General features: G+C 44.8%; 24 protein-coding genes. 6 read left to right on the top strand and 18 right to left on the bottom strand.

Annotation, left to right across the window (positions count from 1 at the left end; all coding sequences use genetic code 11):
- Nucleotides 1-282: 282 nt before the first annotated feature.
- Nucleotides 283-2,703, top strand: coding sequence for a serine protease Vpr (vpr, locus tag M1D65_RS19005; RefSeq protein WP_456270685.1), 2,421 nt, complete (start codon nucleotides 283-285; stop codon nucleotides 2,701-2,703).
- Between the two features lie 37 nt (nucleotides 2,704-2,740).
- Here vpr and M1D65_RS19010 read toward each other — a convergent pair whose 3' ends face one another.
- The 3 genes from M1D65_RS19010 to M1D65_RS19020 all read right to left on the bottom strand — a co-directional run bounded on the left by M1D65_RS19010 (nucleotide 2,741) and on the right by M1D65_RS19020 (nucleotide 5,955).
- Nucleotides 2,741-3,742, bottom strand: coding sequence for an LLM class flavin-dependent oxidoreductase (locus M1D65_RS19010; RefSeq protein WP_064671804.1), 1,002 nt, complete (start codon nucleotides 3,740-3,742; stop codon nucleotides 2,741-2,743).
- Nucleotides 3,743-3,915: 173 nt separating this feature from the next.
- Nucleotides 3,916-4,665, bottom strand: coding sequence for an oxygen-insensitive NADPH nitroreductase (gene nfsA / locus M1D65_RS19015; protein WP_003244098.1), 750 nt, complete (start codon nucleotides 4,663-4,665; stop codon nucleotides 3,916-3,918).
- A gap of 105 nt (nucleotides 4,666-4,770) precedes the next feature.
- Nucleotides 4,771-5,955 (bottom strand): FtsW/RodA/SpoVE family cell cycle protein, encoded by a 1,185-nt coding sequence (locus M1D65_RS19020; protein ID WP_064671803.1) that lies wholly within the window; start codon nucleotides 5,953-5,955, stop codon nucleotides 4,771-4,773.
- Between the two features lie 495 nt (nucleotides 5,956-6,450).
- Between M1D65_RS19020 and ywcE the strand changes: the two genes are divergently transcribed.
- Nucleotides 6,451-6,714: a spore morphogenesis/germination protein YwcE gene (gene ywcE / locus M1D65_RS19025; protein ID WP_003227411.1), complete on the top strand. Its 264-nt coding sequence runs from the start codon at nucleotides 6,451-6,453 to the stop codon at nucleotides 6,712-6,714.
- A 41-nt stretch (nucleotides 6,715-6,755) separates the two neighbouring features.
- On the opposite strand, the gene qoxD is transcribed toward ywcE, so the two are convergent.
- The 4 genes from qoxD to qoxA are packed head-to-tail and all read right to left on the bottom strand — an operon-like array spanning nucleotide 6,756 to nucleotide 10,702.
- On the bottom strand, nucleotides 6,756-7,130 hold the full coding sequence (qoxD, locus tag M1D65_RS19030; RefSeq protein ID WP_003227410.1) for a cytochrome aa3 quinol oxidase subunit IV: 375 nt from the start codon (nucleotides 7,128-7,130) through the stop codon (nucleotides 6,756-6,758).
- A gap of 1 nt (nucleotide 7,131) precedes the next feature.
- Nucleotides 7,132-7,746: a cytochrome aa3 quinol oxidase subunit III gene (gene qoxC, locus M1D65_RS19035; protein ID WP_003227409.1), complete on the bottom strand. Its 615-nt coding sequence runs from the start codon at nucleotides 7,744-7,746 to the stop codon at nucleotides 7,132-7,134.
- A 13-nt stretch (nucleotides 7,747-7,759) separates the two neighbouring features.
- A complete protein-coding gene (qoxB, locus tag M1D65_RS19040) occupies nucleotides 7,760-9,709 on the bottom strand; it encodes a cytochrome aa3 quinol oxidase subunit I (RefSeq protein ID WP_003227407.1) in 1,950 nt (649 codons plus the stop codon).
- Nucleotides 9,710-9,736: 27 nt separating this feature from the next.
- Nucleotides 9,737-10,702 carry a cytochrome aa3 quinol oxidase subunit II gene (gene qoxA, locus M1D65_RS19045; RefSeq protein WP_010886637.1) on the bottom strand — a complete coding sequence of 322 codons (966 nt, stop codon included), beginning with the start codon at nucleotides 10,700-10,702 and terminating at the stop codon, nucleotides 9,737-9,739.
- A 515-nt stretch (nucleotides 10,703-11,217) separates the two neighbouring features.
- On the opposite strand from qoxA, the gene M1D65_RS19050 reads away from it, so the two are divergent.
- A complete protein-coding gene (locus M1D65_RS19050) occupies nucleotides 11,218-11,463 on the top strand; it encodes a GlsB/YeaQ/YmgE family stress response membrane protein (protein WP_009968363.1) in 246 nt (81 codons plus the stop codon).
- A 70-nt stretch (nucleotides 11,464-11,533) separates the two neighbouring features.
- Here the strand turns inward: M1D65_RS19050 and galT are convergent, their stop codons facing one another.
- The 4 genes from galT to slrC form a co-directional block, all read right to left on the bottom strand.
- Nucleotides 11,534-13,075 carry a UDP-glucose--hexose-1-phosphate uridylyltransferase gene (gene galT, locus M1D65_RS19055; protein ID WP_064671802.1) on the bottom strand — a complete coding sequence of 514 codons (1,542 nt, stop codon included), beginning with the start codon at nucleotides 13,073-13,075 and terminating at the stop codon, nucleotides 11,534-11,536.
- A gap of 3 nt (nucleotides 13,076-13,078) precedes the next feature.
- On the bottom strand, nucleotides 13,079-14,251 hold the full coding sequence (locus M1D65_RS19060) for a galactokinase (RefSeq protein WP_032725135.1): 1,173 nt from the start codon (nucleotides 14,249-14,251) through the stop codon (nucleotides 13,079-13,081).
- Nucleotides 14,252-14,333: 82 nt separating this feature from the next.
- Nucleotides 14,334-14,717, bottom strand: a complete 384-nt coding sequence (locus tag M1D65_RS19065; protein ID WP_029726203.1) for a GtrA family protein — start codon at nucleotides 14,715-14,717, stop codon at nucleotides 14,334-14,336.
- Nucleotides 14,718-14,734: 17 nt separating this feature from the next.
- Entirely contained in the window at nucleotides 14,735-15,406 is a 672-nt protein-coding gene (slrC, locus tag M1D65_RS19070; protein ID WP_014478350.1) for a transcriptional regulator SlrC, read from the bottom strand.
- A 354-nt stretch (nucleotides 15,407-15,760) separates the two neighbouring features.
- On the opposite strand from slrC, the gene slrA reads away from it, so the two are divergent.
- The 3 genes from slrA (at nucleotide 15,761) to M1D65_RS19085 (ending at nucleotide 18,208) form a co-directional block, all read left to right on the top strand.
- Nucleotides 15,761-15,919, top strand: a complete 159-nt coding sequence (gene slrA, locus M1D65_RS19075; RefSeq protein ID WP_014478351.1) for a transcriptional regulator SlrA — start codon at nucleotides 15,761-15,763, stop codon at nucleotides 15,917-15,919.
- A 442-nt stretch (nucleotides 15,920-16,361) separates the two neighbouring features.
- Nucleotides 16,362-16,670 carry a DUF485 domain-containing protein gene (locus tag M1D65_RS19080; protein ID WP_003222190.1) on the top strand — a complete coding sequence of 103 codons (309 nt, stop codon included), beginning with the start codon at nucleotides 16,362-16,364 and terminating at the stop codon, nucleotides 16,668-16,670.
- On the top strand, nucleotides 16,667-18,208 hold the full coding sequence (locus M1D65_RS19085) for a solute symporter family protein (protein ID WP_064671801.1): 1,542 nt from the start codon (nucleotides 16,667-16,669) through the stop codon (nucleotides 18,206-18,208). The genes M1D65_RS19080 and M1D65_RS19085 overlap by 4 nt, the downstream gene beginning before the upstream one ends.
- Nucleotides 18,209-18,220: 12 nt before the next feature.
- Here the strand turns inward: M1D65_RS19085 and M1D65_RS19090 are convergent, their stop codons facing one another.
- The 7 genes from M1D65_RS19090 to cidR all read right to left on the bottom strand — a co-directional run bounded on the left by M1D65_RS19090 (nucleotide 18,221) and on the right by cidR (nucleotide 25,545).
- Nucleotides 18,221-18,841 carry a DsbA family oxidoreductase gene (locus M1D65_RS19090; protein ID WP_021480940.1) on the bottom strand — a complete coding sequence of 207 codons (621 nt, stop codon included), beginning with the start codon at nucleotides 18,839-18,841 and terminating at the stop codon, nucleotides 18,221-18,223.
- Between the two features lie 282 nt (nucleotides 18,842-19,123).
- Nucleotides 19,124-20,374, bottom strand: coding sequence for an iron uptake transporter deferrochelatase/peroxidase subunit (efeB, locus tag M1D65_RS19095; RefSeq protein ID WP_064671799.1), 1,251 nt, complete (start codon nucleotides 20,372-20,374; stop codon nucleotides 19,124-19,126).
- An 18-nt stretch (nucleotides 20,375-20,392) separates the two neighbouring features.
- The gene (gene efeM / locus M1D65_RS19100; RefSeq protein WP_276354318.1) at nucleotides 20,393-21,550 is read right to left on the bottom strand and encodes an iron uptake system lipoprotein EfeM; all 1,158 of its coding nucleotides are present in this window, start codon (nucleotides 21,548-21,550) and stop codon (nucleotides 20,393-20,395) included.
- Complete coding sequence (gene efeU, locus M1D65_RS19105; RefSeq protein WP_276354495.1) at nucleotides 21,547-22,992, bottom strand: ferrous ion permease EfeU; 1,446 nt, start codon at nucleotides 22,990-22,992, stop codon at nucleotides 21,547-21,549. Before efeU ends, efeM begins: the two co-directional genes overlap by 4 nt.
- Before the next feature lie 156 nt (nucleotides 22,993-23,148).
- Nucleotides 23,149-23,817, bottom strand: a complete 669-nt coding sequence (thiE, locus tag M1D65_RS19110) for a thiamine phosphate synthase (RefSeq protein WP_108029178.1) — start codon at nucleotides 23,815-23,817, stop codon at nucleotides 23,149-23,151.
- A complete protein-coding gene (gene thiM / locus M1D65_RS19115; RefSeq protein ID WP_456270686.1) occupies nucleotides 23,814-24,632 on the bottom strand; it encodes a hydroxyethylthiazole kinase in 819 nt (272 codons plus the stop codon). Before thiM ends, thiE begins: the two co-directional genes overlap by 4 nt.
- Nucleotides 24,633-24,639: 7 nt before the next feature.
- Entirely contained in the window at nucleotides 24,640-25,545 is a 906-nt protein-coding gene (gene cidR / locus M1D65_RS19120) for a cidABC operon transcriptional activator CidR (RefSeq protein WP_003227377.1), read from the bottom strand.
- Nucleotides 25,546-25,630: the final 85 nt, after the last annotated feature.

Consider the following 25,630-nt stretch of genomic DNA (forward strand, 5'->3'; position numbering starts at 1 on the left):
GAAAACTTTATACACAAGTTATCCCAAAGATAAGAACAACTTAATCACAAGAGATATCCACATGTCCACAAACTCTATCTATATTTTGTATACGAACGTATATTCCTAACTATATATATACACAGGTTTATTCACTTATACACAGGGTTCTGTGTATAACTCCTTCGTTATACACAAACAAAATCCAATAAATGGTCCAAATGACACAAGGATTTTTTTGAATTTTCAAGAAATATATACTAGATCTTTCACATTTTTTCTAAATACAAAGGGGGAAACACATTGAAAAAGGGGATCATTCGCTTTCTGCTTGTCAGTTTCGTCTTATTTTTTGCGTTATCCACAGGTATTACGGGCGTCCAGGCAGCTCCGGCTTTTTCAAAAACGTCGGCTGATTTGGAAAAAGCCGAGGTATTCGGTGATATCGACATGACGACAAGCAAAAAAACAACCGTTATAGTGGAATTAAAAGAAAAATCCTTGGCAGAAGCGAAGGAAGCGGGAGAAAGCCAATCGAAAAGCAAGCTGAAAACCGCTCGCACCAAAGCAAAAAATAAAGCAATCAAAGCGGTGAAAAACGGAAAAGTAAACCGGGAATATGAGCAGGTATTCTCAGGCTTCTCTATGAAGCTTCCAGCTAATGAGATTCCAAAACTTCTCGCGGTAAAAGACGTTAAGGCGGTGTACCCGAACGTCACATATAAAACAGATAATATGAAGGATAAAGACGTCACAATCTCCGAAGATGCCGTATCTCCGCAAATGGATGACAGTGCGCCTTATATCGGAGCAAACGATGCATGGGATTTAGGCTACACAGGAAAAGGGATTAAGGTGGCGATTATTGACACTGGGGTTGAATACAATCACCCAGATCTGAAGAAAAACTTTGGACAATATAAAGGATACGATTTTGTGGACAATGATTACGATCCAAAAGAAACACCAACCGGCGATCCGAGGGGCGAGGCAACTGACCATGGCACACACGTAGCCGGAACTGTGGCTGCAAACGGAACGATTAAAGGCGTAGCGCCTGATGCCACACTTCTTGCTTATCGTGTGTTAGGGCCTGGCGGAAGCGGCACAACGGAAAACGTCATCGCGGGCGTGGAACGTGCAGTGCAGGACGGGGCAGATGTGATGAACCTGTCTCTCGGAAACTCTTTAAACAACCCGGACTGGGCGACAAGCACAGCGCTTGACTGGGCCATGTCAGAAGGCGTTGTCGCTGTTACCTCAAACGGCAACAGCGGACCGAACGGCTGGACAGTCGGATCGCCGGGCACATCAAGAGAAGCGATTTCTGTCGGTGCGACTCAGCTGCCGCTCAATGAATACGCCGTCACTTTCGGCTCCTACTCTTCAGCAAAAGTGATGGGCTACAACAAAGAGGACGACGTCAAAGCGCTCAATAACAAAGAAGTTGAGCTTGTCGAAGCGGGAATCGGCGAAGCAAAGGATTTTGAAGGGAAAGACCTGACAGGCAAAGTCGCCGTTGTCAAACGAGGCAGCATTGCATTTGTGGATAAAGCGGATAACGCTAAAAAAGCCGGTGCAATCGGCATGGTTGTGTATAACAACCTCTCTGGAGAAATTGAAGCCAATGTGCCAGGCATGTCTGTCCCAACGATTAAGCTTTCATTAGAAGACGGCGAAAAACTCGTCAGCGCCCTGAAAGCTGGTGAGACAAAAACAACATTCAAGTTGACGGTCTCAAAAGCGCTCGGTGAACAAGTCGCTGATTTCTCATCACGCGGCCCTGTTATGGATACGTGGATGATTAAGCCTGATATTTCCGCGCCAGGGGTCAATATCGTGAGCACGATCCCAACACACGATCCTGACCATCCATACGGCTACGGATCAAAACAAGGAACAAGCATGGCATCGCCTCATATTGCCGGAGCGGTTGCCGTTATTAAACAAGCCAAACCAAAGTGGAGCGTTGAACAGATTAAAGCCGCCATCATGAATACCGCTGTCACTTTAAAGGATAGCGATGGGGAAGTATATCCGCATAACGCTCAAGGCGCAGGCAGCGCAAGAATCATGAACGCAATCAAAGCCGATTCGCTCGTCTCACCTGGAAGCTATTCATACGGCACGTTCTTGAAGGAAAACGGAAACGAAACAAAAAATGAAACGTTTACGATTGAAAATCAATCTTCCATTAGAAAGTCATACACACTTGAATACTCATTTAATGGCAGCGGCATTTCCACATCCGGCACAAGCCGTGTTGTGATTCCGGCACATCAAACCGGGAAAGCCACTGCAAAAGTAAAGGTCAATACGAAGAAAACAAAAGCTGGCACCTATGAAGGAACGGTTATCGTCAGAGAAGGCGGAAAAACGGTCGCTAAGGTACCTACATTGCTGATTGTGAAAGAGCCCGATTATCCGAGAGTCACATCTGTCTCTGTCAGCGAAGGGTCTGTACAAGGTACCTATCAAATTGAAACCTACCTTCCTGCGGGAGCGGAAGAGCTGGCGTTCCTCGTCTATGACAGCAACCTTGATTTCGCAGGCCAAGCCGGCATTTATAAAAACCAAGATAAAGGTTACCAGTACTTTGACTGGGACGGCACGATTAATGGCGGAACCAAACTTCCGGCCGGAGAGTATTACTTGCTCGCATATGCCGCGAACAAAGGCAAGTCAAGCCAGGTTTTGACCGAAGAACCTTTCACTGTTGAATAAGAAAAAGTCCTGCCGATTCGGCAGGGCTTTTTAAAGATCAGTCAGCAAACGCCTCGTGCAATAATCGATACGATCGGAGCTTATCTTCAAAATGATGCGTGATGGTCACCACCATGATTTCCTCTGTTTCATACGCTTTACTCAAAGCTAACAGCCGCTCCTTAACCTGTTCTTTCGTACCGACAATCATTCGATTTCGATTATCAGCAATTCGTCTCTGTTCATAAGGAGAATACGTATTTTTCCGAACAGCTTCATACGAAGGAACTCCCTCTAAAGGAATACCCTGCTCTCCCGCCAAAAGTGTAAAATCAAGCACAGCCCCAAGCTCCTCTGCCTTCTCCTCCGTGTCAGCACAAAGAACAAAAACAGCAACTGCCGCTCGAGGCGTATCTCCTAACACAGACGGTTTGAATCGCCTCTTATACTGTCTGACAGTACCCTCTCCGCCCTCTCCATTGATAAAATGGGCAAACATATAGCCAGCGCCAGATTCAGCTGCGAGAAGCGCGCTTTCTCCAGATGAGCCGAGCAGCCACACATCCGGAGCCGTTGAAATATGCGGCGCAGCGGTCAGATTCGGAAAACGGTGTTTGTCATCCGCCAAATCATGCAAATACATGGTCAGCTCCTTAATTTGCTGCGGATACTGATCAGCATTGCGCTTACCACCGTCATTCAGCGCCCATGATGCAATCGGCATTCCCCCCGGTGCTCTGCCAAGCCCCAGGTCAATTCTTCCTGGTGTCAGCCCCTCCAGAACACGAAAGTTTTCAGCTACTTTATAAGCACTGTAATGCGGCAGCATGACTCCTCCTGATCCAACACGGATTCGCTTTGTTTTCGCCGCTATATGACTGATTAGCACCTCAGGACTGGACCCTGCCAGCCGTTTTGAAAAGTGATGCTCAGAAACCCAGAATCTCTTATATCCAAGGTCCTCAGCAGCTTGGGCAAGCGCAACGGTTTGCTGTAAGGCCGTTTCTGCATTGCTGCCCTCTGATACTGGAGATTGATCTAATATACTTAATGAAACCATCCCTACCACCTCATCCTCATCGTATCACTGATCCCCTATTTTTTCTCCAAAGCCGCTCACACTGCTTATCAGTGTCCCCTATCATTCGCCATTTATTTGTGAAAGCATGTCCCTATTTGTCGGAATATGTTACACGTGAAACATAAAAACCCCTCCAGACGGAGAGGTTTGCTTTAGTTTTTATTAAAGCCCTTTTCTTTCACGTAGTCATTTAAATACGTACGCGGCTTTTGCTTCATAAAGTTCAGTATTTGATCGGACCACGTTTCTTCCCGCTTCCCGTTTGTTCTTTCTCTATAGTAATCAGAAATGGTTTTGTCATACGTATTCATAGTATGACGGAAATCGTCTGTGTTCACATTATACGTATTCTCATGATAAACGGCCTGCTTTGGCAATCTTGGTTTTTTGCCAGAAAGGTTCGCAGGATGGCCTACTGCCAGTCCGAAAAGCGGGAGCACATGGTCAGGCGTTTGCAGCACCTCTGTCACCTTGTCCAGTTCATTCCGAATGCCACCGATATAGCAAATGCCAAGCCCCATGGATTCAGCGGCAATGCTCATATTTTGCGCTGCCAGCGCCGCATCAATCAAGCTAACCATAAACATTTCTGTATTCTCGAGCAGCTCAGAAATATGTTCACCTTTTTCCTCAGCCAGTTGTTGATGGCGGTACAAATCCGCACAAAATACAAAAAAGTGTCCGTTCTTCTCAACGTAAGGCTGATTCCCAGCAAGCACAGACAGCTCACGTTTTTTCTCAGGATCAGAAACCCCGATAATCGAATATGCCTGCACATAACTGGATGTAGACGCAGCCTGCGCACTTTTCACTAATGTATCAATTTCTTCAGCTGTCAAAAGCTGATCAGTAAAAGACCGGATTGACCGATGATTCAAAATGGTTTCGATTGTGTTATTCATCACAAAAACCTCCTTATCACTTTTTATCATATCCGAAAAAAAGTGATCTCAAAAGTGAAATGCTCTGCACAAAAAAAGACAGCCTCTGTAAAGGCTGTCTGCATATCAAGAATTAAAAAGATAACTTCTGTATTTCGTCAGCTGCACACTTGCATTATATACAATCCCAAATCCGATTAGCGTTGCAAGCGTCGAGCTTCCACCGTAGCTGACAAACAGCAGCGGAATCCCGGTAACAGGCATAATCCCGATGTTCATTCCGATATTCTGGAATGTGTGGATGACAATTAACGCCGTATAGCCAACGCAAAAGAAAGAAGCAAAACGGTTAAACGGATGTATTTTGTCTATCAGAACCACAAGCCTGTAGATTAAGAAAAAGAACATGATGACAACAATTGCACAGCCTATAAAGCCAAAGCTTTCACCTAAAATGGCGAAGATAAAGTCGGTCTGTCCTTCCGGTACATACACCTTCAAATTGTGAACGCCATTTCCGACAATGCCGCCTGAGCCGATAGCCATAACAGCCTGATCAACCTGCCAGCTGCTATTTGCATCTTCCTGAGTTGTTCCATTTGTATCAGAAACCCAGGATGTTACCCTCTTTATTTGATACTCTTGAATCCCAACTGATTTAGCAGCATCAGGAAAATTAATCATTACTAACAAGATAAGAGAAATAAGTAAGATACCAGAACCACCAATGATTGCAATCAGCTTCCAGTTTACTCCAGACATAAAGATCATGACAATCACAATAAACATACATATCCCAGCTGTACCAGCATCCTGAAGAAGGATAAGTCCGATCGGCACTACCGATACACCTGCAATCTTAAGCAAAAGATGCACATCATCTCTGAGCGTTCGGATTTTTTTAGGGCTTGCTTTTGAAATCACTGAGGCTACCATCATCATGAGCCCGATTTTCATAAATTCAGAGGGCTGTAACGTTACAGAACCAAACTGAAACCAGCTTTTTGCGCCGTTTTTCACTGGTGCAATAGACTCAGGACTGACTCTCAATATCAAAAGAAGCAAAATCCCGAATAAAAATACATATAAACTCAGTTTTTCAAGCTGCTCCAAATCGAAATACAGCAGCACCGAAATGGCAATAGCCCCCAAAGCATAATAAATAATTTGTTTCGTCCAGGCATTATCTCCATACTGCCCAAACTGACCGGCAGCATAAATTGATACTACGCTTATAATAAAAAACACACCAAATATAAAAATCAAATCCCCCTGGTAAAAGGGGCTTTGCTGTTTCTTATATCGACTCATTCTATCCCGCCTTACATTTTCATCGGAAAATCACTAATGTTTATTATACATGAACCACGTTCAAGATGACACGTGAAGCTCGCTTCCTTTTATGTTTTTTCAGCATTTGCGGCGCTTTTTCAGCTACACGAAATATGACGTATCATAAACCGAAATGTTTCGATTGACACAAAACTTTTCAAATGAAAAAACGCCATACCAATAGAATTTGTTAAAAAACGAATACGATAATGTGTTATGTTCCCAAATAATGTGATACCTCATATAGAAATAGTTAAAAATTCAGAGCCCCATGCCCATACATTCTCCTAGCACATTAAACAAAAAAAATAAGACGATAGATCCAGTCCATTTCTGCAAAAACACGTATCAATTTCTGGAAAACATGGTATAATAATTGTAACAGAATGTTCAAAAAACAATCACAAAACAGACACAACTCAGTTCCTCTATTTCATTTTTGTAAACGTTATCACAAAATGAAAGGAGACGGGTATGATGGACATGTTTTTTGCTTACTTACTGGTTGCCAGCGCAACGCCTCTCTTTATTTGGCTTGATAACAAAAAAGTCGCACTCTCAGCTATTCCGCCAATCATTTTAATGTGGGTATTCTTCTTCTTTTACGCAACAGAAAGCCTTTCTCCACTTGGACACACTCTCATGATTATCTTGTTTGCCGTTAACGTCATTGTCGCTCATATCGCCGCATTTATCATTTACGGCCTTCCGTATCTTCGCAGAAAGCGAAGCAGCTGAAGACAGCAAAAAACCCTCTTCCAATGAAGAGGGTTTTTGTATTATTCGTTATGGCCTGAATGCTCTGAGTGTTCAGCGCCTCCAGGAGGATTTCCGTCCATATGGTCACCATGGTGATAGTGAGCCGCGAAAATCCAGATGGATCCAAGTACGATAACGATCGCGCCAAAGAATCCGAACAGCGTGTTTCCGACTTGGATCGTGCCGTTTTCGCTCTCTGTCATATGCATGAACATGAGAAGCTGCAGCGCCGCCTGAATGAAGGCGAAGCCGAAGATAATCCAAAGTTTTGCTGATGAGCTCAGGTCAGTATACACTGCAACCCATAGAGCCAGCAGGGTCAAAACGATAGACAGGATAAAACCTACAATGTGTTTCCATGGAAAGTGACTGTGTTCAGCAGATTTGTTTGCCATTTTACAGACCCCCCAATCCCATGAGATAGACACCTGTAAAGATGAAAATCCATACAACATCTAAGAAGTGCCAGTACAAGCTTGAGATAAAGATTTTAGATGAAGTTTGCGGAGTTAAGCCGCGTTTCTTCAACTGAATCAGAATTCCTGTGATCCAGAAAATCCCGATTGTTACGTGAGTTCCGTGAGTTCCAAGTAAAACAAAGAATCCAGACCAGAACGCACTTGTACTGAGAGCCGCTCCTTCATGTACATAGTGAACAAACTCGTTGATCTCGCATCCGACGAAGCCGGCACCGAGAAGAAGAGTGATAATTGTCCAAATGACTACGCCTTTTAAACTTCCGCGGCGCATTTCATGAACAGCGATCCCGCAGGTAAAGCTGCTGATCAGCAGCAAGAACGTCATAATCATTACCAGATTGACTTCAAATAGTTCGTCTGGCAAGACACCTCCAGCTGTTCTGTTTTTAAGAACGAAGAAGGTTGCAAATAGTGTTGAGAACAACACAATTTCTGCCCCTAAAAAGATCCAAAACCCGAGAATATTAAGTCTGCCGGTTTCAGATTGATATTCCATAGGCGCGTTAGAATTGCCGTGTTCTGCATGTTCCATAACTCACGCCTCCTTATTCGGAAATCTTTCTTTCCGTCTCTTTTATTTCATCAACACTAATGTAGTAGCCGTTGTCGTATTCGAATGAACGCAGAACCATGCAGAGCAGGACTCCGATCAATCCGACTACGCCCATCCAGTACCATTCAAAGACAAGTCCAAAGCCTGCAAGACCGAAGGCAACAGACATAAAGAACGGTCTGCCTGAGTTGCTTGGCATATGGATTTTCTTGAATTTGCTTTCAGGGTATAATTCAGTTTTTTCTTCTTTCATATGCAGGAATGCATCTTGAGATTTGACTTCAGGAAGCACCGCAAAGTTGTAATGCGGCGGAATCGCAGAAGAAGTCGCCCAATCAAGCGTACGTCCCACACCCCATGAATCTCCGCTGATTTCACGAGTAGAGTAACGGAAGCTGTAGTAGATGTTATAGCAAAGGATTAAGAATCCTACACCCATCATGAAAGCTCCGACTGTTGAGATAAAGTTCAATGTTGTCCAGCCGTCATTCGGTCCGTATGTGTAAATACGGCGAGGCATGCCTTGAAGCCCCAAGAAATATTGCGGGAAGAAACAAATATTGAACCCGATCATAAAGATCCAGAAGAACCATTTTCCAATTCTTTCGTTCAGCTTGTGGCCGAACATTTTTGGATACCAGAAAATAAATCCGGCGAAACAAGCAAATACAGTACCCGCAATCAGCACATAGTGGAAGTGAGATACAAGGAAGTACGTATTATGGTATTGATAATCCGCTGCTGCCATCGCAAGCATAACCCCTGTAACCCCGCCGATAACGAAGTTAGGAATGAACGCAAGCGCCCACAGCATAGGTGTTGTAAAGCTGATTCGGCCTTTATACATTGTAAAGAGCCAGTTAAAGATTTTAACCCCGGTTGGGATTGAGATTGCCATTGTCGTAATTGAGAAGAATGAGTTAACGGACGCACTGTTCCCCATTGTGAAGAAGTGGTGAGTCCAAACTAAGAAACTCAATACAGAGATGGCGATAATAGAACCAACCATCGCTTTGTAACCAAACAGTTGTTTTCTTGCAAAGCTTGAGATGATTTCTGAGAAAATACCAAACGCCGGAAGAATAACGATATATACTTCAGGATGTCCCCAAATCCAGAACAAGTTAGCCCAAAGCATCGGCATACCGCCTGCTTCCAATGTGAAAAAGTGAGCGCCGAACAAACGATCAAATGATAAAAGTGCTAATGCTACTGTAAGTACAGGGAACGCAAACACGATAATAACCATTGTGATCAGTGTTGTCCATGTGAACATCGGCATACGCATTAATGTCATGCCTTTTGTTCTCATTTTTAAGATTGTTACCATAAAGTTGATCCCTGTCATCAGGGTACCGATACCGGCAATCTGAAGTCCGAGGAGGTAGTAGTTCTCACCCGGCCCAGGGCTCATGTCGTTACTTGCAAGCGGCATATAACTCGTCCAGCCTGCGTTCGGAGAACCTCCGATAACGAAAGAAATATTGAAAAGCATCGCCCCTACAAAGAACGTCCAGAAGCTCAGGTTGTTCAAGTAAGGGAACGCAACGTCGCGGGCACCGATTTGAAGAGGCACAACAACGTTGATAAGACCGATTAAGAACGGCATCGCCATGAAGATGATCATGATTGTACCGTGAGTTGTAAAAATTTCATTATAGTGGTTTGAGTCTAAAAAACTGTTATTCGGAAGCGCTAGCTGGGCACGCATCATCAGACCGTCGACACCGCCGCGGAATAACATAATTACAGCAGATATAATATACATGATTCCGAGTTTTTTATGGTCAACAGTAGTTATCCATTCAGACCACAGCCATTTCCACTTTTTGAAGTAAGTCAGAACAAAAATAATGGCAATGGTTGAAAGCGCAATGGAAACTTGTGCGCCCAGAATTAATGGGTCACCAGTTACGAAAAATTCGTCCCATTTGAATTTCATGCAGGCTTCCTCCTTTCCTGATCAATATCATTCTTCTGTATCATCAGACTTCTTAAATTCGTTTTTCTTTACGTTTTCAAACGGATCTGTTTTAGAGTGCGGTGAAACGGCTTGATAGCCAAGGCGTTTGCGCGCCTCCATCGCGTACTCAGCGTCTTGTCCGTGATCAACGTATTTCAAGTGAGTAGAAGAGAACGTTAATTCGTCCACATTTTCAGGAAGCATCAATTCATCATACTTCTCTTTTGTCAGCTTAGGAGCCTCGTTCTGAGTCTTTTTCACCCAGCTGTTAAAGTCTTTTTCTGTGACTGCATTCACATCAAACTCTTGGTCTGCAAAATGTTCACCTGTGAAGTTCGCGTTGCGGCCTTCGTAAGTACCCACTTTGTCAGCCTGTAAGTATTGATCCATCAGCATTCCTGCCATCGCATATTTTTGCCCTCCAAGCTGAGGAATCCATAGCGAAGCCATTGAATCTGCAGATGAGATTTTGAACAAGATCGGGCGGTCGACAGGAATGTTTAAGTAGTTGACCGTTTCAATATCCTGTTCAGGGTAGCTAAATACCCATTTCCAGTCTACCGAAGTAGCATAAACAACAAGAGGCTCTTTGTCTTTTGTTGCTTCAGGAGCTTTTTCTAACGAATATATCGTCTGTACTGTTGGCACAGAAAGTGCAATGACGATTAAAATTGGGATCACTGTCCAGACTACTTCTAAAAACGTGTTACCGTGAATTTCTGGGTTATAAGATCCATTATCTTTGCCTTTACGGTCGCGGTATTTTACTAAAATAATGGTAAATAGAACAAAGACGACCCCGACGATAAACAGCATAAATCCGATAGATAACAGGATTAAATCACTTTGCTGTTCAGCTACAGGTCCTTTCGGATCTAGTACTGAAGCATTGCTGCATCCCCCAAGGACGAAAACCACAGTTAACAGCGCTAATACAAGCAACGGTTTTAATGCTCTGAACAAGAAGATCACCATCCTTCCTATTGATGTAATAAATCTGAAGTGCATACTTCCTCAAAATCTTTTCTCTACTTTGTTATGCTATCAAAAACTTCACTTATTAGCTTTATTTTTTTATAAACTTCATCCCATTTTCGCTTAAATGTCATAAAATCGACAAAAATTGCTCCAACTTTATTCACATCTATCGCTTAATATGAAAAGTTTCTAGTTATTTCCGCATATAAAGTAAAGAAAGATGATGAAGAACTAATTCTGACAAATTAAGGTTTACCACAATAAAAAACTTAGGTCAATCAAAAATTTCATTTTGTTAAACTTTCTAGATAGGAATTATTTTTTCCTCGTCTAGCATCTTTTCACACGGTTACCATTTTAACGCATCAAATATTGAAAGAAAAGGCGCAATGAAGAGCCAATATGCTCTGAATTGTCCGCATTTTTTTATGAGAGCATCCAGTTGTTTATCTTATACAAAAAAGAGGAATGATATAAGCAAATAAATAAAAAATAGGATGTGTTGCATGATGAGTTTTCTTATTTCACTTATCGTCGCTATTATTATCGGATGGCTTGGAAGCCTGTTTGTAAAAGGAGATATGCCCGGAGGAATTATCGGGTCTATGATCGCAGGTCTTATAGGCGCCTGGATCGGACACGGGCTGCTTGGAACATGGGGGCCGCACCTAGCCGGATTTGCCATTATTCCAGCGGTAATCGGCGCAGCCATTGTTGTCTTTCTAGTAAGCCTGTTAACCAGAAAAAGAGGATAAAAGCAGCAGCACCCGAAGCGTCAGCGCTTTGGGTGTTTGTTTTGCGATAAAAATCGAAAAAGCCTCAACCCTAGCGGTTGAGGCTTTTGACTGGTTTGGCGCCCAACTGATCGATGAACCTTCTGAAGGCCTGTTTTCCCACTGCTGTCTGCTTAAATACACCGGCGTGTTCAAGAATGCGAGCGAATACATGTCCCAGCTCTTCTTTTATGACTAGATCTGCATTCTCTTTTGTTATGGTTCTTTTTTCCATCATCCGAAGAGCCCATTCACTATGCTTTGCCGTGAGCGGATTTTGTTCTAAGGCTGTTTTCGGATCAGCAGAACATAGCGCCGCTGCCGTTTCTTTCATTTCCTCCTGTAAGCGGCCAGGCAATATCGCCAATCCCATGACCTCAATCAGGCCGATATTTTCTTTTTTAATATGGTGGACTTCTTGATGAGGATGAAATATTCCTAATGGATGCTCCTCATCCGTCCGGTTGTTCCTCAGTACGATATCGAGTTCGTACAATTCTCCCCTGCGCCGCGCAATCGGTGTGACCGTATTATGGGGCGTATCGCCTGTATAGGCGGCAATGCCGGCTTTTTCATCGGAATACGTCTGCCACGTGCGGAAGATATGGTCAGCAGCTTCGGCGACATGACCCGGTTCGTCTCCTTGGAGCCTGAGCACAGACATCGGCCACTTCACTAAGCCCAGCGACACGCCGGGATAATCATTTAATTCATAAACGTCTTCCGCTTCTGCACGTGCCATTGGAAAATCATGCGCGCCGCCTTGGAAATGATCATGGCTTAGGATGCTGCCGCCGACAATCGGCAGATCCGCGTTTGAACCGATAAAATAATGCGGATATTGGCCAAGAAATGACAGCAGCCTTTCAAATGTTTTTTTGCTGATCTCCATCGGTTCATGTTCACCTTTTAAGACAATGCAGTGCTCCGGATAATAGACATATGGCGAGAATTGCAGGAACCATTGTTCGTCCTCAAGAATGACCGGAATGATTCTGTGATTTTGCCGGGCTGGATGATTCACGCTTCCCTCGAAGCCGACATTTTCTTTACACAGCAAACACATCGGATAATTTGTCTGTTCCTGCTCTTTTGCAGCCGCAATCGCTTTCGGGTCCTTTTCAGGCTTTGATAGGTTAATGGTCATTTCCAGCTCGCCATATTCGGTCGGCACCGTCCAATGAACATTTTTGGCAATTCTGTCAGTCCGTATATAATAGACATCCTCTGAATATTGATAGAATTCCTTTGTCGCCTGTTTTGGGCCGTATAATGCTTTTGTCTCTTCAAATTTGCGAATGACCTCGGACGGGGCAGGCACAAAACAGCCCATCAGCTTTGCGCTGAGCAGGTCACGGTACGTATCTGTATCCGCTTCCATTCGGCCGGTTTCCGCAGCCCATTTATAGATGGGAGCGAGCAAGTCCGGCAGGCTTTGTGACTGCTTGATGCTGGTGCTGGAGATCGGCTCGGGATGTGTGATGCCCAGCGCTTCATAAAGACGGTTTCTCGTATATTCCCGATCCCAGATCGAAATCAATTTTCGTTCCAGGCCATACTCAAGCAGCTGTTCCAGATGTTCAATAATACTCATATGTCACTCCCCCTTTAGTTCTCTCGCTCCCTCTCCGATATCCGCGACATAAAAGTCCGCTCGGAGCCCTGTTTTTTCTTGATATCTGTCTCCAACCTTCTGAATAAAATCATCAACGAACTCATCTTTTACAATGCTGATGGTGCAGCCGCCAAAGCCTGCTCCCGTCATTCTTGATCCAATTACACCTTCGTGATCCCATGCCGCAAACACAAGCTCATCAAGTTCAGGGCATGTTACTTCATAGTCATCCTTCAATGAAAGGTGGGATTCCTTCATTAACTGCCCGATTTCATCTATATTGTTCTCTTTGAACATATGGGCCGTCTTAATAGCACGATGATTTTCGTATACAGCGTGCTTTGCCCGGCGTCTGTTCGTTTCATTTTGGATCAGGCTGGAATGCGCATCGAAATCAGAAGGCTTGATGTCGCCCAGTGCGGCAATATCGAGGCCTTTTTTCAGATCAAGCAATGCATCATTGCATTCTTGGCGTCTCGTATTATAGCTGGAGTCAGCCAATGTCCTTTTTTTGTTCGTGTTCGCGATGACCAGCGCGAGGCCTGAGACATTGAGTTTGCTATATTCATAGTCAAGCGTGTCACAGTTCAGCAGCATCGCATGATGTTTTTTCCCCATTCCAATTGCAAATTGGTCCATAATTCCGCAATTGACGCCGATAAAATGGTTTTCCGCATGCTGCGCCATTTTCACAAGCTCTAGCGCATCTACTTCAGGATGAAAATAGCTTTGGAGCACGACCCCCATCAGCAGTTCAATAGAAGCGGAAGACGACAGCCCCGCCCCGTTTGGAATATTCCCTGAAAATACAATGTCAAAGCCATGGGGAACTGCATATCCCCTCTGTTGAAATTCATAAATAACGCCTTTTGGGTAGTTCGCCCAGTCGTCTTCTTTTTGATAGCGAATGTCGTCAAGGCTGCATTCCTTGATCCCCGCGTCTTTAAAGTTGTCTGAATACATCCGGACAACCCCGTCTTTTCTTTCTGCAACAGCAGCATATGTACCCATTGTCAGCGCGCACGGAAAGACATGCCCGCCGTTATAGTCTGTATGTTCTCCAATCAGATTCACTCTTCCAGGTGCGAAAAAAAACCGTAACCCCTCTTTTTCTCCGAATACACTTGCAAATATCCCCTTTAGCTCTTCCCGCATGTGCAATCACCTTTCTGGTTTTTATTTTTTATTCCCCTTATTTCTCCATAGAAAACGGCAGATCATATGCTGCTGTCCTCTGTCATACCCCTTCTTCTTTTGTTTTTTTAAAGACGAGCCATTTGCTCGCAACATAGTTGACGACAACAATGACAGCGTTGTCGAGTATTTTGGCCAAGGTTTCATTTGTATTGAACTGGCTGACAAGAATGATCATCATGCCTAAATCTATGCCGAGAGACAGGACCCGAACGCTGAAAAAAGCAGTGAGCTCTTTCAGCAGGCTCTGCAGATCATGTGTTTTTTGCTGAAACACATATAATTTATTTGTTATGTAAGCAAACAGCACGGACAAAATCCAAGCGGCGACAGTGGCGGCTTTGTAATCCATATTCATGATCTCTACCAATATATAAAAGCTGGCGATATTCACAATGGTTGTGAAAACCCCCATAATGATATACATAATTATTTCTCTATACTTCACTGATGTTCCTCGCTTTCTGAAAAACTTTTCAAAATTCTTGGCGTCTCGTGCTCTCTGTCTAAAGTGAAAAATACCGAGAGTGCGTCTAAAAAGCTGCGGAAGGTGGCTGGCTGGCCCAATACATATGATTGTTTGATGATTCCGTCGAGGACTGCACATATTATTTTAGCCGTATATTCAGGATCAATACAGGCGTCAATCAGCTTTCTCTCCTTCAGCCACTTAATATATAACACATTTTCTTCCACCCACAATTCGTACAGCCGGACATAGGCCTTGCATTTCTTTAAGACTTTATACGTCGGCATGTTCATGGCAAACGAGGTGATGTCCCACGATGGCTTATTTATGTAATAGGAATAAAGCAGTTCTGCAGCGTGTTTTGCAGCCTCGTCCAATGTCAGCGATTTCACTGACTCCCGCTCCATTTGATCAAGATACCCTATAATGATCTTTTTTTTCATCTGACGTTTTTCTAGAAGATACAGCAGAAAATCGTCCTTGCTGACAAAATGAACATAAAATGCTCCTTTGCTGTACCCGGCGGCTCTGCTGATATCTTCTACAGAAACCGGATCATACGCTCGGTCAATCAACAAATTCACGCCAGCGTCTATAAAACTTTCAAATGTTGCTTCTCTTTTAATTTGAAATTTGTTTTTTTTCATATTTTTCTCCTGGCGGTAATGATTACCCTTATCTTACACCGGATCAATCTTTAGCGGTATTTATTTCTTTGAACGGTTATGCTATTCGGTTTCCCAGGGGTCATTTTTAATAGGCTAAATGATTTATTTTCATTTACATACTATCCAGTCAGTATTTAATTGTTTATTATTATAAATAAGGTCCATTGGTTATATTAGTCATTTTTTTAGGGAATAGGTAGGTGGTTTTTCCTTCAGTTTGTGAACACCGAGCAACTATGTGTGAAATTTGTTGTACTCGCCTCATCATCGCGCTGGCTTGTCTTTTATTGCCCGCATGTTGCAGGAAAACATTTTATACAATTGGAGGTTACTATGAAAACTCATGTTAAAAAAGATTTGGACAAAGATTGGCATATGTTAATTCAAGAAGCTAGATCCATTGGATTAGGCATTCATGATGTGAGGCAGTTTTTAGAATCTGAGACAGCATCGAGAAAGAAAAACCACAAAAAAACCGTCCGGCAAGACTAGTCCGAACAGGCGGATCTATTTACCTCTGGCTTTTCTATCACCTGATCTGAGTTTTCACCATATCCTCTATTCAAAAGCAAATCGCTGCGCTGAGCTTGAGGACAAACGGTGTGTCAGCTAACTACGACAGACAGCCGGTGATGCGATCACCTCTTGGCACATGCATTGTCATAAAGAGGTGATGCGAACATGATAACCGTGCTCTGGTAAACAGCAGCTTTGCTGAGAACAAGCTGCATTCGGTGAGGTTTTGAAAGCAAACTCGTTTATACACGGCCGAGCTTGAAAACCTTCGCCTGTCTTTAGACCACTGTGTTCACCTCTTCACGACCTCCTTCTTTTTTCATCCTCCAGATATTGTTCAACGCATAAATCGGACTTTCAGTACATACCTATTGGTGTACCTTTTTGCTTACGTTTAGCGAATAAAAGGAGGAAAGCCATGTACAAAGCTGATTATAAACAGATTGCTGCAACGCCGTCTTTTCAAGCTTTTTTAAAGCAGAAACGCGCTTTTATTGTTCCTTCTGCGATTTTCTTTTTTGTCTTTTATTTTTCACTCCCTGTTTTGACATCTTATTTCACCTTTTTGAATGCACCGGCCATTGGAGCTGTTTCATGGGCTTGGCTGTTCGCCATCGCCCAATTCGCTATGACCTGGATACTGAGTACTGTGTATTCCCGGAGAGCCGCTCATTTCGATCGGTATGTAAGCGCTTTAAAAGAGGATCTGAAGGGTGAACAGACATGAATATGACTGCTTTTTTATTGTTTTTGGCGATTGTTGGCCTGACGCTTATTATCACGTATTTTGCCGCGAAGCGGACGAAAACGACGAGTGAGTTTTATACGGCGGGCGGCGGGCTCACCGGCGTTCAGAATGGACTGGCAATTGCCGGTGACTACATGTCTGCCGCCTCGTTTCTCGGGATTGCCGGAATGATTGCGTTATATGGATTTGATGGCTTCTTTTACAGCATCGGTTTTCTGGTGGCTTATCTCGTTGTCTTGTACATCGTGGCGGAGCCGCTTCGGAATCTTGGAAAGTACACGATGGCAGACATGATTGCCGCTCGCTTTAAAGAAAAGAAAATCCGCGGTGTCGCGGCTCTCAATACCATTGCCATCTCTACTTTTTATATGATCGCTCAGCTCGTGGGGGCGGGAGCGCTGATCAAACTGCTTCTAGGGCTGGATTATACCGCGGCTGTCCTCATCGTCGGAGTGCTGATGACCATTTATGTCGTGTTTGGCGGCATGATCGCGACAAGCTGGGTTCAAATTATTAAAGCCGTTTTGCTGATGGCCGGTACACTCGTGATTTCGATTATCGTGTTTTCGAAATTCGGCTTTAGCCTTAATACCATGTTTGAACAGATGAAAACGGCTACTCCGCTTGGCGCTGATTTTTTGAATCCCGGAAATAAATACAAGGTGCCGCTTGAGACCTTGTCGTTAAACTTGGCACTCGTGCTGGGAACCGCCGGGCTTCCGCATATATTGATCCGGTTTTATACCGTTAAGGATGCCAAGACGGCCCGTACATCCGTTGTGTCAGCGACATGGATTATCGGTGTGTTTTACATTATGACGGTGTTTCTCGGCTTTGGTGCCGCGGCATTTGTCGGTTTTGACGCGATTACAGGGGCTGATCAAGCGGGAAATATGGCGGCTCCGCTTTTAGCAAAAGCGCTCGGAGGAGACTTTCTGTTCGCGTTTGTATCAGCCATCGCCTTTGCCACCATTTTGGCTGTCGTGACAGGGTTGGTGCTGTCTGCCGCCTCAGCATTTGCCCATGATATTTACAGCCAGATCATCAGAAAGGGAGAAGCAACTGAAAAAGAACAAATGAAAGCGGCCAGATGGGCTTCTGTCGCCGTGTCAGTACTCTCGATTCTCCTTGCGATTTTTGCACAATCCTTAAATGTGGCGTTCCTTGTTGCACTCGCGTTTGCAGTAGCCGCCAGCGCAAACCTTCCGCTGATTGTGTTTACAGTCTTCTGGAAACGATTCAATGCCTCAGGCGCTTTATGGGGCAGCCTGACAGGCCTGATCAGCGCGCTTGTGCTGGTATCGATGAGCCCTAGTGTGTGGGACCCGGCCGGAGGTGCTATTTTTACCGGTGATCCGCTCATTCCGCTGTCTAATCCAGGAATTATTTCCATCCCGCTCGGCTTTCTCGGCGCGTGGCTCGGAACGGTGTTGTCGTCTGATAAAACAATTGATGAAGATACGTTTGCAGAAATACAGGTGAAGGCGCATACTGGCGTCCATATGGAACAGGAATAAAAAAAGCTCTCTTTATAGAGAGCTTTTTCCTTGTCTTTTCTTCTGTTCTTCAGAAATCGCTTTTTCAAATACATCCTTGCCGGCAGCACCTGGAATGACAGTGTCGCCAATAATAAAGGTTGGAACGGCTGTGATGTCAGCCTCTTCATAAGCGTGCTTCAAGGCTTGGCGCTGCACGTCCTGATATGTTCTTGTTTCCAGTGCTGATTTGAATGATGCACCGTCTAATCCCACTTCCTCGGCGAGCTTCGTCAAGATGTCAATATCGCCAATATTTTGGCCCTCCTGGAAAAACGCCTGAAAGACACGGGTGTTGTATTCATGTCCTTTATTGTATTCCTTCGCAAAATGGAAGCCTTCAAACGCAAGGTCTGTATACGGATGAGGCGAGACGTTTGGAAAATTGATCTCGACTCCTAATTTCTCCGCCATTGGCTGAATAGATGTCTGCCACATGTACTGTTTGGAAGGATCATTGACCGGATCAAGCTGAGGAGATGGGCTTGGGCGCAGTTCAAACGGCATCCACTCGACTTCAACATCCTTTCCTTTTATCGCTTCTTCAAAAGCGGCTTTTCCAACAAAACAAAATGGGCAGACGTAATCTGAATAAACTTTAATGTGTACTGTCATGATAATCTCCTTTCGTATAAATTGATTTTAAACTGTAACAATTAAAGTTACAACTGTTTTTTAAATAAAGAAGCCGATTAAGGCTTCTTTCAGATTGATGACAAAATCCTAAAAAGTTTTAGGATTTTGTCATCCTTTCAGCGTGATTGAAAACCCTTGAAGTCTAGGAAAGCCGAGCATTGGAGCGGAGCGAATGCTCTAATTCGTGAGCACCAACGCACAGGCTTGACAACGAATGCGAGGGTTTGTCGACACGCTGAAAGAAGCCTGTAAAGGCTTCTTTTATGATTCCAGCAAACGCTGGGCAATATATTCTCCTTTTTTGCAGCCGCCTGGGCATGCGTATAAAGCAGAACCGATTGTTTGTGTATATTCGTTTAACGCATCCTTTGCTGAAAGAGCCTTCAGCATCGGGATAAACTGATTGTCGGGATTTTTTTGAAAACTGATAAACAGGAGACCTGCATCCATATAGCCGGTTTTCGGATCAAGTCCCTCTGTGTAAGAGAAAGCTCTTCGCAAAATTTGTTTTCCCGTAGATTTCGCTAGACTGACGTGTGAATTAGACGGAATTTGATTCAGCTTCACGGGATCTGTTTCCTTTTTCTGCCCAAAAGGCGCCCCTGAGCTTTTTCTGCGGCCGAAGGTATCCTCTTGGTCCTTGAGGGAAGAGCGGTCCCATATCTCAAGGAACATTTTAATTTTCCGGAAAGCCATATAGGTGCCGCCCGTCATCCAGTCAGGCTCACCGGACTGAACCCACACGATCGAGTTCATCAAGCTGTCATCCTTCGTGCTCTGGTTGCCTGTTCCATCTTTAAACCCGAACAGGTTGCGCGGTGTTTCACCATTTTTTCCACCGCTTAGAAAGCCTTTGTTCACAAAACGGACCTCACAAGTGCCGACCGCTTGATTTAGCAGGTTACGCAGCGCGTGAAACGCCACTTGCTCATCGTCTGCACATACTTGAATGCAGATGTCCCCGCCTCCCTGCTTTTCATCCAGGTTGTCATTGGGCATCGCTGGAAGAGCGGCTAGGTGCTTCGGTTTTTTGCTTTTCAGTCCGAAGCGGTCCTTTCCGTCTTTTTCAAAAAAGCCAGGCCCGAATCCGAATGTGACCGTTAAGTTGGAAGGGGATAAATCAGCAGACTCACCTGTATCCTGCGGCGGCAGATACTGATTTCTCTGCTCCGCTGACATTTTCTTTCCAGATGTCAGCATCTGTGTGAGACTTGTCCAGTTTCTAAATAACGTAATGATGTCGCTTTTGTCTTTTGCTGTTACATCCAGTGCAGCAAAATAGACATACGTTTGATGGGCAGTTGTGATTCCGGCCTGATGCTTTCCGTAAAACGGAACAACCTGATCATCCTCTTTTTCATCCTTTTTCGATGGCTTAGACGCGGTCTGAACAAGCGGAGCGAGTCCGCCGAGTCCGCTGGCCCCGATCGCAACGGCTGCCCCCGCCATTGCTCCCCATTTTAAAATGTCCCGTCTGTGAATTTGTTCTGGCTTTTTTTGTTCATCGCTCATGATGTTACAAAACTCCTTTTATAGCACATTCGCAATCTTCGACATGGTTTCAGAAAGAGTCGTCAGCTTAGTGCTCAGCTCTCTGATTTGCTTTTCACTTAATTTATCATAAGACGTATAGGACTGATCATTTGTTTTGTATTTTGCCATTAAAACTTCAAATTCGCTGAACTCCGTATCCAGTTTTTCCGTCAAGTCGGAGTGATCTTTTACAAGCGCGCTTTTCACTGTTTGATAAACGGCTTCGGAGCCTTCCACATTTGCCATAAGGTCAACTAAATCAATTCGTGAGTAGCGTTCTTCTTCTCCCGTGATTTTCGAAATTCCGGCTTCGTTCAGAAGCTCCATCGCGCCTGCAACAATTTGTTCAGGGGTTAATTTCAGTGATTGAATTGAACCGTCAAGCTCTTTTACATCTTTGAGAAGCTGGTCAGCTGTTGCCTTTTCCCCGGAAATATCTTGATCCTTCCAAATGGCCTTCTCAAGCTTATGGAAGCCTGTCCATTTGTCTCCTTCTTCAACATCGTTTTCTCGGGCGTCAATTTTCGGATCAAGATCTCCGAGGCTTTCAGCGATCGGTTCGATTCGCTCGTAATAAACACGCGCTTTCGCATATAACGTTTTGGACTTTTCGATATCGCCGGATTTCACAGCACCCGTAAATGCTTCAGTCGCTTTGACAAGCTGGTCACTCTGCTCTTTGACATAGCCTTTATACTCATCCGCTGCTTTTGCCAGCTGATCGCTAGCCTTTTTGCCGCTCTTCTTCGCTTCTGTCAGGTCTTCTAAGGATGCTTTCAATGACTCGGATTCTGTCTTGATTTTTGCTGCATCCGGTTTGTCTTTTTGCGCTTCTGTGTAGATTGGCTGAAGATGCTTTTCGATTTCTGTATATTCGAATGGATAGTCGCTGCGAATATCGTTTTCAAAGGAAAGCCAGTAGCTGTTTAACTCTTTCCCCTTCTTTTCAATCTCTTTTTGGTCTCCTATTTCCACTGAGTCATTCAGCTTAGAAATGATGGTTTCCATTTTATTTACGGATGCGGTGATTTCTTTAGTGACCCCGCTTTTTTCAGATGAAGCTTTTTCTTTAGTTGAAGATGTGTCATTGGCTCCGCAGCCTGCGCACAGCGCAAGGATGCATCCGGCTGATACAGCGATTTTTGTGAAATTCATTTTGTCAGTTCCTTTCCGTTTGTAAAATGTTTTGCCGCTTCTGAAACAAGCGCAATCAGTAAAAAGAGTAAAATCAACATTTGCGGAATCGTGCTGTACACGGACGGATAAATTCCTAGCACCGATACAGACGGCAGCCAGCTTTCTGCATCAGACGGAAGAATGCCCGCCAGCTGAAGGCTGTGAACGCCGGTTCCGAGAAATTTCACGCACATATACAGGACAACCGCCATTGATAGAAGAAAAAACGGCTTCAATGGAATACGCATTCCGAGCTTGATCATCAGAACACCGACGATGACGAGAACGATAAGCCCTGCGGCAGTTCCGCCGATCAGTTCAGTGAGCGGGAGCTTCCCGACAAGCCCGATGAAAAAGATGACCGTTTCGAGACCTTCTCTTACAACTGCCAGAAATGCAATGAGCGCAAAGGAAAGCAGGCTTCGTTTTTTTAGTGCCTGTGACTTCTGGATATTGATTTTTTCTCTCCATTTATCCATTGAGGCGTTTCTGTGCAGCCACACCCCGACATACAAAAGCATGACAGCGGACAGTACGCCGGTAACGCCGCCAAGCAAGAAATTGTTTTCTCCGAATACACTGGAGGAGAACAGAACCGTGACACCGATGCCGGCTGCTAAGGAAACAGCCATGCCGGCGGACGCCCCGCCCCAGATCCATGTCAAGGAACGCGTAACCCGCGCTTTTTTTGTCATGGTTAATAGCGCTCCGATGACAAGGAGGGCCTCCATTCCTTCACGAACCGGGATCAGCGCCGCATCCCACCAGCTGTAGCTGCTTGAAGCGATCGGCTCGAGCAATTGAATCATTTCGTCAATTTGCTTTGATACCTTTTCAGGATGGCTGCCGATCTCCGCCTTCATCAGCGCCAGATTTTCCTCCGATGTCGTATAGGCTTCTTTCGATTGGGACACGACATCTCCCTCAACAGCGAGCCAGGATGTAACTAAATTGTCGATTGCGGATGACGCTTCATCCAATTGTTTTTTTTCTATGAACTGTTTTGTGTCTTTCAAGCTTTGTATATAGGCTGTTAAGGACGCCCTTGATTGACCTGAGGATGTCTTTTTCAGCACGACAGCCTGCTGATAGGTTTCTAAATGAGACGCAAGCTCTTCAAGCTGTGTTTTGAGCTTACGTGCGTCTTGATTGATAAAAGAAAGAGAAATCATCGCGATATTCGCGTCCATTTCACTGTGAGAAGAAAGGTTTTCTTTCTTAATAGAAGGTTCTTCTTTTTTCCACTTCGCTTTGAAGGTGTCAAACGTTTGTTGTGCCGAATCCATATCCCCGTCTTTTACGGATTTGATCATTTGCTTGTTTAATTGAATTAATGCGGCGATCGGATCATCTTCCGCATGTGCCGCAGAACCGAAAACCATCAACAAGCTGAATAGAATAAGTGCCAGCCCCCGAGCCATCATGTTCCTCCTATAATTGAAAATGATTATCATTGTATAACATAATCATAGCCAGTTCCTGTCCTTTGTCAATTAAAATTTGAAGGTCTGAAAACCTTGATGGACAGCAAAAAAGCTGTCCTTTTACAGAACAGCCCTTTGAAGGAAAATGAACGATTATCTTCCTGTTTTATACGTTTGAATTTCCTCACGAAACTTGCGTGCAGCACTCTCAGGATCCTCCGCCTGACTGATGGCGCTGATCATACTGACACCATCGGCCCCCGCTTGGATAACAGGTGCGGCATTATCTATTGTGATTCCGCCGATGCCGACAATTGGAATGCTGATGCCTTGGCGGCGCACTGCTTCGATAAGTGATACACCCTGTACCGCTCTCGTATCCTTTTTCGTTTCAGTCGGATAGATCGGCCCAAGCCCGACATAATCGGCTCCGTCTTCTTCAGCTTGCTTCACCTCAGACATCGTATGGGCAGAAACGCCGAGAATCATATCACCTATGGCAGCTCTTACCTCTTTCGCATTTGCGTCTTCCTGGCCGATGTGGATACCGTCAGCTTTCAGATTCAGAGCCAATTCCACATCATCATTGACAATGAACGGAATACCAGCTTCACGGCAAGCTGCCTGCGCTTTTTCAGCAAATTTAATCCGAGCCTCTCCTGTCAGCGCATCCCCGCCTTTTTCACGGAACTGGTACAGGGTGGCACCGCCTTTTAACGCTTTTTGTACAACTGTAACAGGATCGGCTTTCGTATTGTTTGACCCCATAATGAAGTATACAGATAATAACTCTTTCATCATTTCCCGAGAAATACGAGTCATGAGACAGTCACCCTTTCCATAGTCGCCCATTCTTGGACGTCTTGTTCAGTAACAGTTGAAAGCTTGTTCAGCAATTCAATCTGAAAGCTTCCAGGGCCTTTGTCAGCCGTCTGCTGTGCGGCAAGCTGAGCGGCGACCCCATACGAGGAAATGGCCGCAATAGCAGCAAACAATGGATTTTCCTCCACAGCGCAAAACGCACCGACGACGGAAGTCAGCAGGCAACCGGCGCCTGTCACTTTTGTCAGCAGCTTGTGGCCGTTATGAAGGGTGTATACATGTGACGTGTCGGCTATGACATCAACTTCACCAGTTATCGCAATGACCGTGTTTAGCTTTTGTGCCGCCTGCTGAGCCAGCCGGATGATGTCGCCTCCGCCTTCACCCGCATCAACACCTTTGATCAGCCAATCGGTCACGCCGACGGTATGGGCAATTTCCGCCGCATTTCCTCTGATTGCAGCAAGGCGCACCTCACGAATGATGTCACGTGCCGATTCAGTGCGGAACGGTGTTGCTCCGGCACCGACAGGATCAAGAATGACGGGAACGCCATGTTCATTAGCTGATTTCCCCGCGATGATCATCGCTTCGACTGACTCCTTGCTCAGCGTTCCGATATTTAAAGCGAGTGCACCCGCAATCTTCGCCATATCGGCGATCTCTTCTTTTGCGTACGCCATAACGGGCGATGCGCCGAGCGCAAGCAGGCCGTTTGCTGTGAAATTCGTTACGACATTGTTGGTTATGCTATGCACCAGTGGGCTATGCCGGCGGACAGCCGTAAGACATTTTGCTGCTGATTGTGCATCCATGTTTGCATCATCCTTTACTATCTTTTTTCGGGTCCCATAAATACGATTTCGTATGTTCGAGCCAAGCTCTGGCGGCAAACGACAAGTACCTGTCCTTTCTCCAAATAATGGCGAGGTGCCAAGGGATGACCGGATCGACAAGCGGAATGACTTTCACTTTTTCCGGGTCAAGGCCGCGGCAGATCCGTTCCGGCAAAAGCCCGATCCCAAGGTTGGCGGATACCATCTCACTAATAAAATCCCATTGTGATGTTTCATAAATGATATGGGGCCGGAACCCAGCCTTGATACATTCCGTCATAATTCGGTTGTGCAGGACAAAATCCTCCCTGAAGAAAATAAAAGGCTCGTCCTTCAACTCACGTAGCTGACATTCTTTCTCATCAGCCAGCCTGTGGGAAGGGTGAACGACAAGCATTAAGGTTTCTTTTACGATTGTAAACGAATGAAAGATATCTTCGTTTGCGGGAAGGACCACAACGCCGATATCAAGAGAGCCGTCCCCGACACCTTCTTGGACTTTTATAGAACCGTCTTCGACTAGCTGAAAGGTGACATTCGGATAGTTTTCACGGAAATCGCCGAGCACTCTGGGGAAAAACCCCGATCCGATCATCGGCGGCAGTCCAATCCGTACGTGCCCTTTCTTGACTTCCATAATATCATTTAATTCTGACGTCAGGTTTTGAAATGATTTAATGATTTCCTGCGCCTGCACATACATGCTATGACCGGCATCAGTCAGTTCCACCTGCCTGCCGTTTCGGTAAAACAGTTCAATTCCGAGCTCTTCTTCTAAATTTTTGATCATTTTTGATATCGTCGGCTGAGAAACATAAAGGGATTGGGAAGCCTTCGTAAAACTTTTTAAACGGGCGACTTCCAAGAAATATGTTAAATGGCGGATATCCATGCGCTTCACCCTTTCTATAGACAAAAGGAATACTTCTTATTCTTAATATATATTTTACCTATAGAGAGACCTTATGTACAATAAG

It is taken from the genome of Bacillus sp. JZ39 (assembly GCF_053903145.1).

Bases quoted from the DNA above. Each gene is read 5' to 3' on its own strand.
- thiM (WP_456270686.1), bottom strand. From the start codon at position 24,632: ATGGATGCACAATCAGCAGCAAAATGTCTTACGGCTGTCCGCCGGCAT.
- M1D65_RS19050 (WP_009968363.1), top strand. From the start codon at position 11,218: ATGAGTTTTCTTATTTCACTTATCGTCGCTATTATTATCGGATGGCTT.
- slrC (WP_014478350.1), bottom strand. From the start codon at position 15,406: ATGAAAAAAAACAAATTTCAAATTAAAAGAGAAGCAACATTTGAAAGT.
- M1D65_RS19020 (WP_064671803.1), bottom strand. From the start codon at position 5,955: ATGAGTCGATATAAGAAACAGCAAAGCCCCTTTTACCAGGGGGATTTG.
- M1D65_RS19060 (WP_032725135.1), bottom strand. From the start codon at position 14,251: ATGCGGGAAGAGCTAAAGGGGATATTTGCAAGTGTATTCGGAGAAAAA.
- qoxC (WP_003227409.1), bottom strand. From the start codon at position 7,746: ATGGAACATGCAGAACACGGCAATTCTAACGCGCCTATGGAATATCAA.
- slrA (WP_014478351.1), top strand. From the start codon at position 15,761: ATGAAAACTCATGTTAAAAAAGATTTGGACAAAGATTGGCATATGTTA.
- ywcE (WP_003227411.1), top strand. From the start codon at position 6,451: ATGATGGACATGTTTTTTGCTTACTTACTGGTTGCCAGCGCAACGCCT.
- nfsA (WP_003244098.1), bottom strand. From the start codon at position 4,665: ATGAATAACACAATCGAAACCATTTTGAATCATCGGTCAATCCGGTCT.
- M1D65_RS19085 (WP_064671801.1), top strand. From the start codon at position 16,667: ATGAATATGACTGCTTTTTTATTGTTTTTGGCGATTGTTGGCCTGACG.
- galT (WP_064671802.1), bottom strand. From the start codon at position 13,075: ATGAGTATTATTGAACATCTGGAACAGCTGCTTGAGTATGGCCTGGAA.
- efeB (WP_064671799.1), bottom strand. From the start codon at position 20,374: ATGAGCGATGAACAAAAAAAGCCAGAACAAATTCACAGACGGGACATT.
- efeU (WP_276354495.1), bottom strand. From the start codon at position 22,992: ATGGCTCGGGGGCTGGCACTTATTCTATTCAGCTTGTTGATGGTTTTC.
- efeM (WP_276354318.1), bottom strand. From the start codon at position 21,550: ATGAATTTCACAAAAATCGCTGTATCAGCCGGATGCATCCTTGCGCTG.
- qoxB (WP_003227407.1), bottom strand. From the start codon at position 9,709: ATGAAATTCAAATGGGACGAATTTTTCGTAACTGGTGACCCATTAATT.
- thiE (WP_108029178.1), bottom strand. From the start codon at position 23,817: ATGACTCGTATTTCTCGGGAAATGATGAAAGAGTTATTATCTGTATAC.
- M1D65_RS19065 (WP_029726203.1), bottom strand. From the start codon at position 14,717: ATGTATATCATTATGGGGGTTTTCACAACCATTGTGAATATCGCCAGC.
- qoxD (WP_003227410.1), bottom strand. From the start codon at position 7,130: ATGGCAAACAAATCTGCTGAACACAGTCACTTTCCATGGAAACACATT.
- M1D65_RS19080 (WP_003222190.1), top strand. From the start codon at position 16,362: ATGTACAAAGCTGATTATAAACAGATTGCTGCAACGCCGTCTTTTCAA.
- cidR (WP_003227377.1), bottom strand. From the start codon at position 25,545: ATGGATATCCGCCATTTAACATATTTCTTGGAAGTCGCCCGTTTAAAA.
- M1D65_RS19010 (WP_064671804.1), bottom strand. From the start codon at position 3,742: ATGGTTTCATTAAGTATATTAGATCAATCTCCAGTATCAGAGGGCAGC.
- M1D65_RS19090 (WP_021480940.1), bottom strand. From the start codon at position 18,841: ATGACAGTACACATTAAAGTTTATTCAGATTACGTCTGCCCATTTTGT.